Origin of the sequence: Paraburkholderia sediminicola (assembly GCF_046027355.1) — a bacterium.
Classification (GTDB): Bacteria; Pseudomonadota; Gammaproteobacteria; order Burkholderiales; family Burkholderiaceae; genus Paraburkholderia; species Paraburkholderia sediminicola_B.
The window spans coordinates 156,282-171,148 of the sequence record NZ_JAQQEK010000012.1 but is presented as its reverse complement, the minus strand read 5'-3'; the positions used below and the strand labels follow the sequence as shown (position 1 = coordinate 171,148).

The 14,867-nt window shown below is 63.0% G+C and carries 15 protein-coding genes; 6 read left to right on the top strand and 9 right to left on the bottom strand.

Going from position 1 to position 14,867, the window contains the following annotated elements; translation table 11 throughout:
* Positions 1-559 precede the first annotated feature (559 nt).
* The 4 genes from PQR42_RS21645 (at position 560) to PQR42_RS21630 (ending at position 4,837) form a co-directional block, all read left to right on the top strand.
* Entirely contained in the window at positions 560-1,552 is a 993-nt protein-coding gene (locus PQR42_RS21645) for a TRAP transporter substrate-binding protein (RefSeq protein ID WP_408206022.1), read from the top strand.
* A 147-nt stretch (positions 1,553-1,699) separates the two neighbouring features.
* Positions 1,700-2,179 carry a TRAP transporter small permease gene (locus tag PQR42_RS21640; protein WP_408387958.1) on the top strand — a complete coding sequence of 160 codons (480 nt, stop codon included), beginning with the start codon at positions 1,700-1,702 and terminating at the stop codon, positions 2,177-2,179.
* A 7-nt stretch (positions 2,180-2,186) separates the two neighbouring features.
* Positions 2,187-3,539, top strand: a complete 1,353-nt coding sequence (locus tag PQR42_RS21635; protein ID WP_095420608.1) for a TRAP transporter large permease — start codon at positions 2,187-2,189, stop codon at positions 3,537-3,539.
* A gap of 98 nt (positions 3,540-3,637) precedes the next feature.
* Positions 3,638-4,837, top strand: a complete 1,200-nt coding sequence (locus PQR42_RS21630) for a porin (RefSeq protein ID WP_408206017.1) — start codon at positions 3,638-3,640, stop codon at positions 4,835-4,837.
* Positions 4,838-4,863: 26 nt separating this feature from the next.
* On the opposite strand, the gene PQR42_RS21625 is transcribed toward PQR42_RS21630, so the two are convergent.
* Positions 4,864-5,499, bottom strand: coding sequence for a TetR/AcrR family transcriptional regulator (locus PQR42_RS21625; protein WP_408387960.1), 636 nt, complete (start codon positions 5,497-5,499; stop codon positions 4,864-4,866).
* A 69-nt stretch (positions 5,500-5,568) separates the two neighbouring features.
* On the opposite strand from PQR42_RS21625, the gene PQR42_RS21620 reads away from it, so the two are divergent.
* Positions 5,569-6,303, top strand: coding sequence for an SDR family oxidoreductase (locus tag PQR42_RS21620; protein ID WP_408387962.1), 735 nt, complete (start codon positions 5,569-5,571; stop codon positions 6,301-6,303).
* Positions 6,304-6,362: 59 nt separating this feature from the next.
* Here PQR42_RS21620 and PQR42_RS21615 read toward each other — a convergent pair whose 3' ends face one another.
* The 3 genes from PQR42_RS21615 to PQR42_RS21605 all read right to left on the bottom strand — a co-directional run bounded on the left by PQR42_RS21615 (position 6,363) and on the right by PQR42_RS21605 (position 8,404).
* A complete protein-coding gene (locus PQR42_RS21615) occupies positions 6,363-6,548 on the bottom strand; it encodes a 4-oxalocrotonate tautomerase (protein WP_106280598.1) in 186 nt (61 codons plus the stop codon).
* 52 nt (positions 6,549-6,600) lie between these two features.
* On the bottom strand, positions 6,601-7,377 hold the full coding sequence (locus PQR42_RS21610) for a class II aldolase/adducin family protein (protein WP_408387964.1): 777 nt from the start codon (positions 7,375-7,377) through the stop codon (positions 6,601-6,603).
* Between the two features lie 76 nt (positions 7,378-7,453).
* Positions 7,454-8,404, bottom strand: coding sequence for an urea transporter (locus PQR42_RS21605; protein WP_408387966.1), 951 nt, complete (start codon positions 8,402-8,404; stop codon positions 7,454-7,456).
* Between the two features lie 266 nt (positions 8,405-8,670).
* Here PQR42_RS21605 and PQR42_RS21600 point away from each other — a divergent pair, with 266 nt between their 5' ends.
* On the top strand, positions 8,671-9,225 hold the full coding sequence (locus tag PQR42_RS21600; RefSeq protein ID WP_408387968.1) for a putative glycolipid-binding domain-containing protein: 555 nt from the start codon (positions 8,671-8,673) through the stop codon (positions 9,223-9,225).
* Here the strand turns inward: PQR42_RS21600 and PQR42_RS21595 are convergent.
* From PQR42_RS21595 to PQR42_RS21575, 5 genes are all read right to left on the bottom strand, one after another.
* A complete protein-coding gene (locus PQR42_RS21595; protein ID WP_408387970.1) occupies positions 9,200-10,165 on the bottom strand; it encodes an alpha/beta fold hydrolase in 966 nt (321 codons plus the stop codon). The two genes, PQR42_RS21600 and PQR42_RS21595, sit on opposite strands and share 26 nt — an antisense overlap.
* Positions 10,162-11,043, bottom strand: coding sequence for a metal-dependent hydrolase (locus PQR42_RS21590; protein WP_408206003.1), 882 nt, complete (start codon positions 11,041-11,043; stop codon positions 10,162-10,164). Before PQR42_RS21590 ends, PQR42_RS21595 begins: the two co-directional genes overlap by 4 nt.
* Before the next feature lie 81 nt (positions 11,044-11,124).
* Positions 11,125-12,033, bottom strand: a complete 909-nt coding sequence (locus PQR42_RS21585; protein WP_408387972.1) for an SDR family NAD(P)-dependent oxidoreductase — start codon at positions 12,031-12,033, stop codon at positions 11,125-11,127.
* Between the two features lie 54 nt (positions 12,034-12,087).
* A complete protein-coding gene (locus PQR42_RS21580; RefSeq protein WP_408387974.1) occupies positions 12,088-13,689 on the bottom strand; it encodes a flavin-containing monooxygenase in 1,602 nt (533 codons plus the stop codon).
* Positions 13,690-13,813: 124 nt separating this feature from the next.
* On the bottom strand, positions 13,814-14,809 hold the full coding sequence (locus tag PQR42_RS21575; RefSeq protein WP_408205997.1) for a sulfonate ABC transporter substrate-binding protein: 996 nt from the start codon (positions 14,807-14,809) through the stop codon (positions 13,814-13,816).
* Positions 14,810-14,867 lie beyond the last annotated feature (58 nt).

The window sequence follows — 14,867 nt, the reverse complement described above, 5'->3', positions numbered from 1 at the left end:
TATTCATAGGTCGTCGTACAACATTGTGGCGTAAAGGCTACGGTCTCGTCACAATTCTGCTACGAAAAACAGCGTCTCCCGCGCATACCGGTTTTACCCCAGCAGCGCCGTGCCAGCTGGCGCGGACACTCGACACACGACGCGCCGGTCAGCCGTGCCGGATGCCTTGGCGGTGCGGGTAAATACCGTCTGTACAACTCAAACTCCGTTTTATAGACTTCATATGTCGTCGTACAACATATAAGCCCAAACAAATTCCTTTCTTTGAATTTCGAGTTTTCGGTATGAACGAGGCGGCGTCGACGTGCGCGACTACTCGCACACGAGATGCAAGCCGGTGCAGTTGAAGCAAAAGTAAAAGAGTCGAGTTGTCTGACAGGAGTGCTGAGCATCTGCGCCGGGGACGTTGCACAGACCAGCATGGCAAAGCGCTCGTGACCGCATACGGTGGCGAGCGTCGAGCCGGGAGACGCAGCAATCCATGTCGCATCCGCGGGCGGCCACCGCAAGCGGGCCCTCCGCAATCGATTGGATGGTCAATTTTTCAAGGAATTTCACGATGAATAAGAAGTTTGCCTCTTCCCGTGTTTCGATGATCGTCGCAGCCTCGGTGCTGGCATTCAGCACCGTGTCGGCACAAGCGCGTGTGTTCCGCGTGTCCGACGTGCACGGCGACACTTACCCGACCAACATGGCCGTGAAATACATGGGGGAACAGATCAAACAGGCAACCGGCGGCAAGGATTCCGTGAAGGTCTTCGGCAATAGCGCGCTGGGTTCCGAAAACGACACGATCGATCAGGTGCGCATTGGCGCACTGGACATGGCGCGCGCCAACGGCGCCGCATTCAACGAGATCGTGCCTGAATCCATGATCCCGTCGCTGCCGTTCCTGTTCCGCGACATCGACCATTTCCGCAAGGTGATGTACGGCCCGGAAGGCCAGAAGATTCTGGACGCCTTCAAGGCGAAGGGCATGATCGCGCTGACGTTCTACGAGAGCGGCGCGCGGTCCATCTACACGAAGAAGCCGATTCACACGCCGGCAGACATGAAGGGCCTCAAGGTTCGCGTGCAACCGTCCGATCTGATGGTCGACGAAATCCGCGCAATGGGCGGCACGCCCACGCCGATGCCGTTCGCCGAGGTCTACACGGGTCTGAAGACGGGTCTGGTGGATGCCGCTGAAAACAACCTGCCGTCGTACGAAGAAACCAAGCACTTCGAAGTCGCGCCGGTCTACTCCGAAACCCAGCATTCGATGACGCCGGAAGTGCTGGTGTTCTCGAAGAAAGTGTGGGACACGCTGACGCCGCAAGAGCAGGACATCATCAAGAAGGCTGCCGCGGACTCGGTGCCGTACTACCAGAAACTGTGGACGGCGCGCGAAGCCGACGCGAGCAAGACGGTCACGAAGGGCGGCGCGACCATCGTCGCCACGACGCAGATCGATCGTGCCGCGTTCGTCAAGGCCATGCAGCCGGTCTGGGCGAAGTACGAAAAGACCCCGCAAATGAAGCAGCTCGTCGACGAGATTCAGGCAGTCAAATAAGGTTCGCCTGAACGGAAGCACGGCAGCGGCGCAAGGAGCCTGCGAGAAGATTCGCGGGCTGTGCCGCTGCGCGCTTCCTGAATCGGATAAGTCGAACAGGATTGCTGACTATTAAAGACAGGTCGGTCGTATGCAAGGATGGGTTCAATGAGATTCATGAAGCGCCCAAATGATTTTCTGTTCCGCGCTCTAGTTATCGTGGCGTCGGTGGGTCTCGCCGTGCTGAGCCTGCTGGTGATCTACAGCGTCGTGATGCGCTACGTCTTCAGCGATGCACCGGATTTCGTCGAGCCCATCGCGCTCTTGCTGGTGATCGTGATCGCCATGTTCGGCGCCGCGCTCAAGGTGCGCGAAGGCGGCCATATCGGGCTCGATTCGCTCGTCAAGAAATTGCCGCCGAAAGGGCAGCTCATCGCCACGTCGTTTCAGCATATTTGCCTGATCGTGTTTGCGGTGATGGTTTTCTTCGGGTGTCTGCAGATGGTGGAGGCCACCGCCGAAGACCGGATTCCAATTGTCGGCTTGCCTGAATCGTTGCGTTACTGCATTCCGGTTATTGCCAGCGTCTGCATTGCAATGTTCTCGATTGAGAACCTGCTCGCGCTTTTCGCACAGAAACAGAAATAGAGCAATCATGGAACTTGCCATCCTCTCCGTTAGTTTTCTTGTTTTTCTCCTTCTCGGCGTTCCTGTTTCCTTCGGGCTCGGGCTCTCGTGTGTCCTGACTTATCTGTACGAAGGCTTGCCGGCGGCCACCGCCATGCAGTCGATGATTTCGGGCATCAACGGCTTCTCGTTCCTCGCGGTGCCGTTCTTCATTCTGTCTGGTGAGCTGATGCTGCACGGTGGCATCGCGGACCGCATCCTGCGTTTCGCGCAGGCCACGGTCGGGCATTTCCGCGGCGGCCTCGGCATGGCCAACGTGGTCGCCTGCACGCTGTTCGGCGGGGTCTCCGGTTCGCCTTCGGCGGATACGTCGGCCATGGGCGGGGTGGTGATTCCATTGATGAAGCGTGAAGGTTACAGCGCGGCCTACGCGGTCAACGTGACGACGCATTCGTCGCTGGCGGGCGCGCTGATGCCGACGTCGACCAACATGATCATCTATGCATTCGCGGCCCAGGGTATCACCGGCACGTTGAATGGACACCCGATGAGCGGCGTGTCGATCGGCGATCTGTTGTTTTCCGGTCTACTGCCGGTGTTGTGGGTGATGGGTTTCGTGCTGATCGCAGCGTACTGGCAAGCGGTCAAATACGGCTATCCGCGTCGCGCCGATGGTTCGACGGAACTGCAGAAATTCCCCGGCTGGTACGCCGTGGCCCGCACGTTCCTTGGCGCATTGCCCGGCTTGATGGTGATTGCAATCATTCTGGTTTGCGTGGCAAAGGGCATTGCTACAGCGACGGAAGCCGCCGCTATCGCCGTGTTTTATTCGCTGGTGCTGACGATCGTCGTGTATCGCTCGATGACGATGAAGAAGCTGTTCCACGCATTGTCCAAGGCGGCCAAAACCACCGGCGTGGTGCTGCTGCTGATTGGCGTGTCGAACATGCTGCGTTATCAGATGGCCTATCTGGAGATTCCGGATGCGATCGAACACATGCTCGATGGCGCAACCAGCCTGCCGTGGCTGATGCTGCTGTACATCAACCTGATCCAGATTTTCCTCGGCACGTTCGTCGACATGGCGGCGCACATCCTGATCACCACGCCGCTGTTCCTGCCGATGGCGATGCACGCCGGCGTGGGTCCGGTGCAGTTCGGGATCATGATCCTGCTGAATTGCGCATTGGGTCTTGTGCACCCACCGATTGGCTCGGTGCAGTTTATCGGGTGCGCGATTGGCAATGTGTCGATTGGTGAAACTACCAAGGTGGCGTGGCCTTATTACCTGGCTATCTTCAGCGCGATCAACATCGTCACTTACGTACCGATGTTCTCGACATGGTTGCCTAGCCTGATCAATGGTCACCCGGTATTTTGAAATCCTTAATTAATGCCGGGGCGTTCGAACAATATCCACACTCGGCGGCACTCGAAGCGTGCCGCGATCAAAGAATAATTTTTTAAAGAGGAGCAGAAATGAAAAAGGTATTGGCAACTTCGGCGCTTGGCTTGGTCGCCCTCGGCGCGCACGCTCAGAGCAGCGTGACGCTGTACGGGATCGTCGATACGGGGATCGGCTATCAGAGCAGCCAGACGTCGCTCGGCTCGACCAGCGGCGGCCGTTCGGTCGTGAAGATGGTCAACGGCATCTGGGCCGGCAGCCGTTTCGGCCTGAAAGGCGCCGAGGACCTGGGTGGCGGCACGAAGGCGATCTTCCAGTTGGAAGAGGGCTTTAACAGCGCGACCGGCGCACAGTCCGTGTCCGGTCTCGCGTTCAACCGCCAGGCTTATGTCGGCGTGGCGAATGCCAACTACGGTACGTTCACCGCAGGCCGCCAATATACGTCGTACTACACGCTGCTCTCCCCGTACAGCCCGACCACCTGGCTGACGGGCGCATACGGCGCGCACCCGGGCGATATCGACTCTCTGGATACGCTGTACCGCGTCAATAACTCGCTGGTGTACACGTCGCCGAAGCTGTATGGCTTCACGGCTAGTGGCTCGTATGCGCTGGGCGGCGTGCCGGGCAGCTTCAACGCCGGTTCGACATGGAGCGCGGCCTTGCAGTACCTGAACGGTCCGTTCGGCATTGCGGCAGGCTTCCAGCGCATCAACAACTCGACGCCTGGCGGTGGCGCATGGGGCGCAGACTCCACGACGCAGAACGCGGGCGCTCAGCCTGGCGTGTCGGGCATCAACAACGGCTATCAGCGTGCGCAGGCTCAGCAGCGCGTGGCGGTGACGGGCGGCTATGCGTTCACCCCGCAGTGGGACGTGTCGTTCTCGTACTCGAACGTGCAGTACATTCCGGGTATCAACTCGCCGTTCCACACCACCGCGATCTTCAACACGGGCGGCGCCGTGGTGCACTTCAAGCCTTTGACGGCACTGGACCTGGCTGCGGGCTACAGCTACACGCGTGCTACCAAAGCGAACGGCATCACGAGTTCGGCTAGCTACCAGCAGTTCAACCTCTCGCAGTACTACAGCCTCTCCAAGCGCACCGGGCTGTATGCGCTCGAGGCGTATCAACGCGCAGGCGGTCAGACCCTGGGCACGAACGGCGTGAGCATCATCAACGCGACGGCCGATATCGGCGACGGCCAGAACGGCCAGCCGTCCTCGTCACGCAGCCAGTTTGCCGCCGGTGTGGGCATCATCCACAAGTTCTGATGGCGTAACTTCGTGGCGGCGTGTTGTTATGCCGCCACGGCGATGCGTTTTAAATACGCTTCGCTGAGCATCACAAGCTGCGCGCGCAACGCGCGCAGCATCTTCGGCGGCGCCCGGCCTTCCAGCATGGCACGTGTCGGCCCGACCAGCGCGTTCAGCCAGATAAACGTCACCATCGGCAAATCGGCGAACTGCGCGTCAGCAGCCGTTTCCAGCATCGCGATGGCGGCCGAGCGCATGCGTTCCGACGCCTCCCGCACCAATTCCGTTGTGTTCAGTTCGGCCGCAATCGCGTACAACGCGCGCGATTCGTCCATGCGCGCCGTTTTCGCCTCGACGAACGCGGCGACCAGCGCCTCGATCATCGCGTCCAGCGGCTGACCGCGCTGCTGCCGGCTGGCGGCTTCGACCGCCTGCGCGACATGGTCCAGATGACGCTGCAACACCGCATACAGCAGCGATTCCTTGTTCGGATAGTACTGATAGATCGTGCCGACCGACACGCCGGCCCGCTCCGCCACGCGCGTCGTGGTCAACCGGCGCGGGCCGTCGTTGAGCAGAACCTGAAGGGTTGCCTCGAATACCGCGTCGACCGTCACCACCGAACGGGCCTGACGCGGCGTCTTTCTTGGCTCGCGGCCCGCGGTGCTATCGAGATCCATATGCGAATTCCAAAGCTGAAGGATTGTTCATAAACTGGATCGTAACTCAACGCTTCAGAAGGAGCAGGCATGGCAACCGACGCTAAACGCATCGCGCTCGTGAGCGGCGCCAACAAGGGTATTGGACTGGAGATCGCGCGTTCGCTGGCGCGCGCCGGATTGCTTGTGCTGCTCGGCGCGCGCAACCCGAGTCTCGGTGAGGCAGCGGCCGCGAAATTAGGCGACGATGGGCTCGATGTGCGCTTCATTGAACTCGACCTGACCGACGGGGCGACCGTGCAGGCGGCGGCGAATCGCATCGAGCGTGAATTCGGCCGGCTCGACGTGCTGGTCAACAACGCGGGGATCACGGACCCCGCCGACGGTTCGCCTGGCAACGCCGGCATCGACGCCGTGCGGCGCATCTTCGAGACGAATTTTTTCGGCGCGCTGAGCGTCACGCAGGCCATGCTGCCGCTGCTCAAACGCGCGAGCGATGCGCGCATCGTCAACGTGTCGAGCGGACTCGGCTCGCTGACGTGGAATAGCGACCCGCAGTGGGAGTTCGCGCGGGTCAAGCTGATTGGCTACAACGCGTCGAAGGCCGCGCTGAACATGCTGACCGTGCAGCTCGCCGACGAGTTGCGCGACACGTCGATCAAAGTGAATGCCGCCGATCCCGGCTTCACGGCGACCGATCTGAACGGACACCGCGGTTACCAGACCGTCGAGCAGGGCGCCGCGGAGGCGATCCGTCTCGCGGTACTGCCGGCGGACGGACCCACCGGCGGGTTCTTCAGTGCTCAAGGTAAGAACCCCTGGTAACGCGAGTTTGAAGCGCCAGTGCGCGGCAAGCGTCGTAGAGCATGCCGCGCGCTTGATGCTCAGGCGTCGGACCACAAACGCCCAGCCGTTGCCCAGTTTTCGCGTTTGACGTCGGTCAGAATGATATCCACCGAGTTCGGTTCGACGCCGAGCGATTCGCAGGTCGCCTTGGTAATGGCTTCGACGAACTGGCGTTTCTGTTCTACCGAGCGGCCTTCGAAGAGTTCGATATGAAACGTGGGCATGGTGTGACTCCGTTAAGAACGAGATTGGGATTGAAGTGAACGCGGCGCGAATTCAATCGCGATAGCTGGTGTCGAGGCGGTCGAGTTTGCGCAGCAAGGCAGGCCATTCGAGCGCGCCTTCAATGGCGCCGCCATCGTACAGTTGTTCCGCCGTGCGCGCGGCGACCGCATCGCTTGGCACCACGAGTTCCGCGCCGCATGCTTGCGCCTGCAACTGGATCTCGCATGCCTTGATCAGCGTTGCCATCAGCACGTAGGCTTCGGCGACCGTGCGGCCGGTGGTCAGTGTGCCGTGATTGCGCAACAGCATGGCGGGCTTGTCGCCGAGATGCGCGACGAGGCGCTCGCCTTCGGCCGGCGTGAACGCAAGGCCTTCGTAATCGTGGTAAGCGAGTTGGCCGTAAAAGCGCAGCGCGTGTTGCGAGGCGGGCAGCAAGCCGGCCGGTTGCGCGGAGACCGCCACGCCCGCCGTATTGTGCAGATGCATCACGCAGAAGGCATCGCTGCGCGCCGCGTGGACCGCCGCGTGCAGCGCGAAGCCGGTCGCGTTCACCGCATGTTCGCTCGTGCCGACGATGTTGCCCTCGATATCGATCTTCACGAGATTCGACGCGCGCACTTCATCGAAGGCGAGGCCGAATGGGTTGATCAGGAAGTGGCCGGGTTCGTCCGGAACGCTCGCCGAGATATGCGTGTAGACCAGATCGTCCCAGCCGTTGAGCGCCGCGAGCCGGTAGGCCGCGGCCAGGTCGACGCGGGTCTGCCGCTCGGCATCGGACAATGGCCCCGCCTCGGCGACGCGGCCAGCAGGGGTGTGAGTGAACGACATGTCTGTCTCCTGAAGTTGCTTGATCGCCGAAGCGCGTGCGTGCGGCGCGGACGTGTGGCGAAACCCGGCAGCGTAACTAGCCCGCGCGTCTGGTCTGAACCGGCGACGTCGCGGTGCGTGCGGCGTCCATAGATGGCGCTGGTTCGGCGGTGGCAGCGCTCACGCCGTGGGCCGAGCGCTGCTTGAGCCACTGCACGCTCCATGTTGCGAGGACGAAGGGCGCCGTCATGGCCGGCCAACCAAAGTGCGCCGCCGACCCTTGCAGCACGACCGACACGGCCACGCCGCCGAGCATCGTGACGAGGCCGCAGTCGGCCAGCGCGAGCGCGGTCAGCGCGCCGTTGAATCCTAACAGGCCCGCGTCAAACGAGGTTATCGTTGCGCCGAGCAGCAGCTGCGCAGCGCTTGCGAACGCCGCGCCGATCAGCGCCCACAGCGCATGCCTGCGCGACGCCGCCGCAATCCCGATCAACACCAGCAAACCGGGCAACGCGTCCGATGCAAAGCCGGTTTGCGCGAGACCGGCGAGCAGGCCGCTGCCCGCTTGCGTCGCGCTCAGCGCATGCGCCGGGGCCACGCTAGCGGACGGCGCGTTGACCATGACCATCGGCAGCCAAAGCCACGTGACGATCAGGCACGGGCTCGAGAAAAAGCCAAGTCCGCGCGCACGCAGCCAGCGCGACCACGGCTCCACAAACCACGCCGTGCACGTGGCGGCGAGAATCGCCACCGCGCCCGCCGTGGCATTGTCGGCGATGAAGTTAAAGGCGGCCAACCCCGCCAGCGCGCCGTTGAACCCGTGCAACCCGGCGCGCGTATCGTCCTCGCGATAGCCGGCCAATACCGCGCTCACGTTGGCCGCGACCGCGCCCATCAGCGCCGCGCAGGCGAGGCGCGGATCGTAGAGCAGCCAGGCGGCGAGCAGGCACGCGCCGGTGAAGGCGTTCGGTTGCAGCACGATCTGGCCGAGACTGCGCAGCAGCGTGCGCAAGGCGGCGGATTGAGCTTCGGTCGCGGCGGCGTGCATGATGGGAAGGCGGCGTGATTTCGATGATGCGCAAATCCGCCGCGCGAGCGTCGGGCGCGCGCCGGGTCGGATGACTGCGAACCGCGAGCATAGGCCAGCCAGGCCGTGCCGGGCATCGCCGTGCGTTGATAGTGGCTATTTGCGACACATGCCCGAGATGCCCGCAGTGCTCGACGCATCGCCGGAACGAAAGCTTTCGCGCTACGATATGAGCCCGGCAGAGCCAGACAGAACCCGGCTGCGCCGTCCAAAGAGGAGACAGGCAGATGCGTGAATTACGGTGGGCATCGGAAGAGGGCGACGGCATCGAACATCTGGCGTTCGACGCTCACGAGGACGGCTTCGCGGTGGAAAGCGTCGTGGTCGGGCAGCGCTACGGCAAGCCGTATGGGCTGCACTACAAGGTACGCTGCGACGCGCAATGGCGCACGCGCTACGCCTGGCTGAAGATCGTCGGCGGCGGCGAGCTGGAGTTGCATGGCGACGGTGCCGGCCATTGGCACGATGGGCATGGCCTCGCGCTGAGCGCGATCGAAGGCTGCATCGACATCGATATCGCGGCTACGCCGTTCACCAACACGCTGCCGATTCGTCGCTTGCAACTGGCCGAAGGCGAGCGTCAGCCGATTTCAGTGGCGTATATTTCGACGCCTGACTTGCAGGTCACACGCGTCGAGCAGGCGTACTCATGCATCGAGTTGCATCGCGAGTATCGCTACGAGGGCATCTTCCGCAACTTCACGGCGGATATGAAGGTGGACAACGACGGTCTCGTGATCGACTATCCGACGCTCTTCACACGCCTGCCCCGCGAGCGTTGAGTGTCGTCGGCGCCGCGGAGCCGTCATGGTCCGCGCGATGCCGCTCTGCGAAGCGTTCGATGCTGGCCGCAATCTGTTCGGGTTCGCGCAGCACGACCCAATGGCCCGCATCGATCTCGGTGCGCTCATACGCGCCGAGCCAGCCCTCCAGTCCGAGCGAGAGCGGCGGTCCGACGTAGCGGTCACGCAGCGGCACGATGAATTGCACCGGCGCGTGCGCATGACGCGCGCGCGGCCGCAGCAGCTTGTCGATGAAATTGGCGCGGTACAGGTTCAGGCCGTTGATCGCGTTGCGCATCTGCGCCGGATCGGGCGCCGGGCGCACGCGTTCCGTCACACGCAGCCACAGCGGCCACAGGCGTACGCCGCCGGCGCGCCACACCAGTTCGGGCAGCCACGGCAGATGAAAGAAGAAAATGTACCAGGACTTCAGCGTTTGCCGGACGCTGCTGCCGAAGGGGCGTTTCGTTGTTGGGTGTGCGGTTTGAGCGCCGCCGTCGCTCTCGCTCTTCTCGCCGCCGCGCAAGCCGAGAGACGCGTGATCGAGACACGGCCCCGAAATCGACGTGTACGAAGCAATGCGGCCCTTGAACGCCGAGTCGGTTACCGCTTCCCAGCTTTGAATCGAACCCCAGTCGTGCCCGACCAGATGAAACGGCCGCGCGCCGCAGGTCGCGTCGGCGACCGCCGCGAGATCGGCGGCAAGGCGTTCTAGCCGGTAAGCGTGGCGCGTGGCCGGCGCCTCGGAAGCGCCGGCGCCGCGCACGTCGTAGGCGATCACACGGTAGCGCGCATCCAGTTGCGCGCGCACCGGTTCCCACACGGCCGCCGAGTCGGGATAGCCGTGCACCAGCACGATCGGCAGCGCGTCGCGCGGTCCGCTGACGTAGACCGCGAGCCGCACGTCGCCGGCCTCGACCGACAGCGTGTCGCGTATCACGCGGCCGCCTGCACGCCGCGTCGCGCGGCTTTGCGGGCGCTCGGCGTGACCGCGTTGGTAGCATCGACCGCGGCAACCAGGCCGTCGATGCGCGCCAGTTGCGCGCGGTTGTCGTGATCCCACGGATGGAAGCCGGGCCGGAAAAAGCTCAGCCATTCACCGGCGATGCGCGGAAACACGCCGTGACGCGGGCCGTACAGATACTTCACGACGCACCACATGCCGCGCAGATGGCCGCCGCGTTTGCGGTCGGCGATGATGAGCCGCACGTGGTAATCGAACACGATCAGCCAGAACGTCAACGTGGTGGCGAGCATGGTGCCGGTGCGCAGCAGATAGCGGCCGGGGCCGGGTTTGAGCACGGCGTTCCATACGTCGTATGAAACGGACTTGTGCTCGGTTTCCTCGAGCGCATGCCAGGTCCACATGTGCGTATAGCCTTCCACCGAACCGCCGATGCGCGACGCGTCTTCCAGCAGCAGGCCGGCGAGCATCGCCGTGTAGTGTTCGAGGCAGACGGTGACGGCGAGCTGGTACGAATGCGGCAGGACTTTGCGGCCGAAGTTGAGAATCGCCCACAGCCGTTTGTCGAGCTTGTGCGCGGGCAGTCCGGCTGCCTGCAGCAGATCGTTGTATTCCACATGCTCGCGCGTATGCATGGCTTCCTGGCCGATGAAGCCGAGCACCTGCTTCTTCAGCACAGGGTCGTCGATCTGATCGCGGTAGTTACGCACGCTGTCCATGAAGAAACGCTCGCCGGCCGGAAAGAGCAGCGAAAGCGCGTTGAAGAAGTGTGTCACATGCGAGCCTTGCACGTGCCAATCGCAGGCACGTTCCTGCGGCAAGTTGAAACGAAGGTCGCGGCGAATCGGCATCATGGCCTTTCTCCTTGTGATTCTCGATATGTTGCTGATCGTGATCGGATGACCTGCGTGGCGCTGGCAAAGAAGGCCGGCGCGTCAGGCGCGCCAGCCGTCCACCTGCGCGGCGCGCCGCGCGCGTTTTTCCGCGATGCGTTTCATCCGGCGCGTTTGCATCACCACCAACGCCTGATAGGCCGCCGGCAACGTACGCGCCAGCCAGTCGGCGGCCCGCGCGTCGCGTCCGATCAGCACGCGCCGCTTGTTCCTGCGCACGCCGTCGAGAATCACGCGCGCGGCTTCGTCGGCGGTGGTGATGAAAAACTTTTCGAAGTCGTCCTTGCCTTGCTGTTCGGTTTCCAGCATGAAGCCGACCATGTTCGAGGCGATACGGCTCGATTGCGCGATGCCCGTGCGGATGCCGCCCGGATGCACGCAGGTCGCCGAGACGCCGCACTTCATCAGGTCGAGTTCCTGGCGCAGCGCTTCGGTAAAGCCACGCACCGCGAATTTGGTCGCGTTGTAGCCGCTCATGCCCGGCTGCGAGAAAAGGCCAAATACGCTCGACGTATTGACGATATGGCCCGCGCCGGAAGCCTTGAGATACGGCAGAAATGCCTTCGTGCCGTGCACCACGCCCCAGAAGTTGATGCCGACGATCCACTCCAGATCGGCGTATTCCATCCCTTCGATCGTGCTCGACAGCGCGACGCCCGCGTTGTTGAACACGAGATTGACGCGCTGATGTTGCGCGGCCGTTTCGGCAGCCCAGTCGAACATCGCGGCGCGGTCGGTGACATCGAGCACGCGCGTGGTGATGCGCAGCGGCGAGCCGACGATCTGTGGTGCCGCGGCCTGCGCAAGCTGTGCGGTTTCGGCGAGGCTCGCGGCATTGCGGTCGGCGAGCGCGAGGTGGCAGCCTTCGCGCGCCAGTTGAATCGCGAGCGAGCGGCCCATGCCCGAGCCTGCTCCGGTGATGGCGGCGACTCTGTCGGTAAAGTTCTTCATTGGCTTATCTCCAGTTCTCCCTGAACGGTGCCTTGTCGTTATCGTTATGTTTTGTCAGGCTGCTTCCACCGATGCGGAAGTTGCGCCGCCATTAGCATGCGTGCCGCGCGCTGAACCCATCGGCACGCTCGCCGCATGCAGCGCGGGCGAATACGCGAGGTAATCGTCCATGCTGAACGTGCTGGTCGCCTGGCGGAATTTGTACGCAAAGCCTGGCCACAGCGTGGTGTTCTTGCCGGTTGCCGGATCGAGATACCAACTCTTGCAGCCGCCCGTCGACCAGATCGCGCGGCCGAGTTTTTGCTGGATCTGCTCGTTGTAGGCGCGCTCCACTTGCGGGCGCACTTCGATGGCATCGGCCCTTTCCACACGCATCGTCTTCAGCGCGCGCAGGATGTACTCGACCTGCGACTCGATCATGAACACCATCGAGTTATGGCCGAGACCGGTGTTCGGTCCGACCACCATGAAGAAATTCGGATACCCCGGCAATGTCGTACCGAGGTACGCATGCGCACCGTCACGCCACGTATCGACGATATCGACGCCGCCGCGCCCGCGCACCACGCCACGCGGAAACGGATCGGCCACCTGGAAGCCGGTGCCGAAGATCAGGCAATCGGCGCGATGACGCGCACCGTCGGTAGTGACGATCGCGTCTTCCTCGATGCGGGCGATGCCGGCGGTCGTCACCGTCACGTTCTGGCGCGACAGGGCGGGGAAGTAGTCGTTCGAGATCAGCACGCGCTTGCAGCCCATCGTGTAGTTGGGCGTGAGCGTGGCGCGTAATTGCGGGTCGCGCACCTGGCGGCGCAGATGCCGCTCCGCGGCTTTCTGCGCGGTCTTCATCAGCGAAGGATGAATCGCAAAGCCGAAGGCGCGCGATTCGAGCATGCAGTAGAGCGCCGAGCGCATGATCTTCTGCGTGAACGGCAGGTGTTTGAACAGCCACTGTTCCAGCGGAGTCACGGCACGGTCGGCCTTCGGCATGATCCACGGCGGCGTTCGCTGGAACAGGTCGAGATGCGCGACACGCGGCGCGATCTGCGGGACGAACTGGATCGCGCTCGCGCCGGTGCCGATCACGGCGACGCGTTTGCCTTCGAGCGAATAGCTGTGATCCCACTGCTGCGAGTGGAACGTTTTGCCCTTGAATTTTTCGAGGCCGGGAATGCTCGGCACCGCTGCGCGCGACAGGCCGCCCATGCCTGAAATCAGCACGCGTGCCGACCATTGCTGGCCGTTCGCAAAGGTGAGTTGCCAGCGGTGGCGCGTCTCATCGTAGATCGCGGTCGCGAGTTCGTGACCGAACCGCAGATGCCGCTGGACGCCGAAACGCCGTGTGCAGTCCTCGAGGTAAGCGCGGATTTCCGGCTGGCGCGCGAACATGCGGGTCCAGCGCGGATTCGGCGCGAAGGAGAACGAATAGACGTGGGATTGGACGTCGCAGGCGCAACCGGGGTAATGGTTGTCGCGCCACGTGCCGCCAACCGAATCGGCTTTTTCGGCGACGATAAAGTCGGTGACGCCGGCCTGCCGCAGGCGGATCGCCATGCCGAGGCCCGCGAACCCGGACCCGATGATGGCGATATCGGTCTCGATAGGCGCGGACGCGTCGGGCGCCGCGGCGTCGTGGGGCATCATGCGTGCGTTCATCCGGTCCGTCTCCTCTTTAACCGTCTTAACTGTTACATTGGTTGATGTAACAATAGAGGCTGGTAACGGATGACGCAAGGGGGCGGTTAGACGCCCGCCTCTAGCCGTGGATGCCCGCTGGGCGCTATTTCGCGGCGAGGGCCGACGTGACTTCCCGGTTCTGCCAAACGCTGTCTTTCACGGTAATTTTCTGCGGGATCAGGTTGGCGCCGTAGAACGCATCGGCGACGACCTGCTGCGAACGCACGATTTCGTCCGTGACGGCGGTGGTGCCGTACGGATAGCGGCGCACCCACGTTTCGACCAGCTTCTGATCGAGTCCGACCTTCGGCGCGATCAGCGCGGCGGTTTCCACCGGGTGCGCATTGACCCACAGCCCGGCGGTGCGTAACTGTCCGAGAATCGCGCCGATCACGTCGGGATGCTGCTGCGCGAAGTCGCGCGTCGCTTCGTAGAAGTTGTACGGGGCGTTGAGCTCGGTGTAGTCGGCGAGTGTGCGCGCCTTCAGCGCCTGCTGCGCGGACGCATAGTACGGATCCCAGATCACCCATGCATCGACACTGCCGCTTTCGAAGGCGGCGCGGGCGTCGGCAGGCGGCAGATACACCGGACGAATATCCTCGTAGCGCAGGCCCGCTTTCTTGAGCGCTTCGAGTATCAGATAGTTCGAGCTCGAGCCTTTTTGCAGCGCGACGCGTTTGCCCTTCAGATCGGCCACGTTATGCAGTGGCGAGTCGCTTTTGACGAGGATCGCTTCGGCGTGGCTTCCCGAAGGCTCGGCGCCTACGTACACGAAGCGCACGCCACTCGCCTGCGCGAACACTGGCGGCGGCGCGCCCGTGTAGCCGAAGTCGATGCTGTTCGCGTTCAACGCCTCGAGCAGTTGCGGTCCCGCCGGGAACTCGAACCACTTGATGCTGTAGCCGAGCGGTTTGAGTTTTTCGTCGAGCGAGCCTTGTGCCTTGAGTACCGCGAGCAGGCCCGATTTCTGATAACCGATGCGCAATACGTTGGCCGGCTCGTTGCCGTTGCCGCCGGTCTGCGCGGTGGCGCTCAAGGTCGTGAATGCCGCGAGCAAACCGGCGGCGAGTTGAAGCGAATAACGGGCGTGACGGGCCATCCTGCGAATCTCCAGTGCGTTCGATTGGTGTGGCCGCCGTGGGTTGTCAGCGTGATTC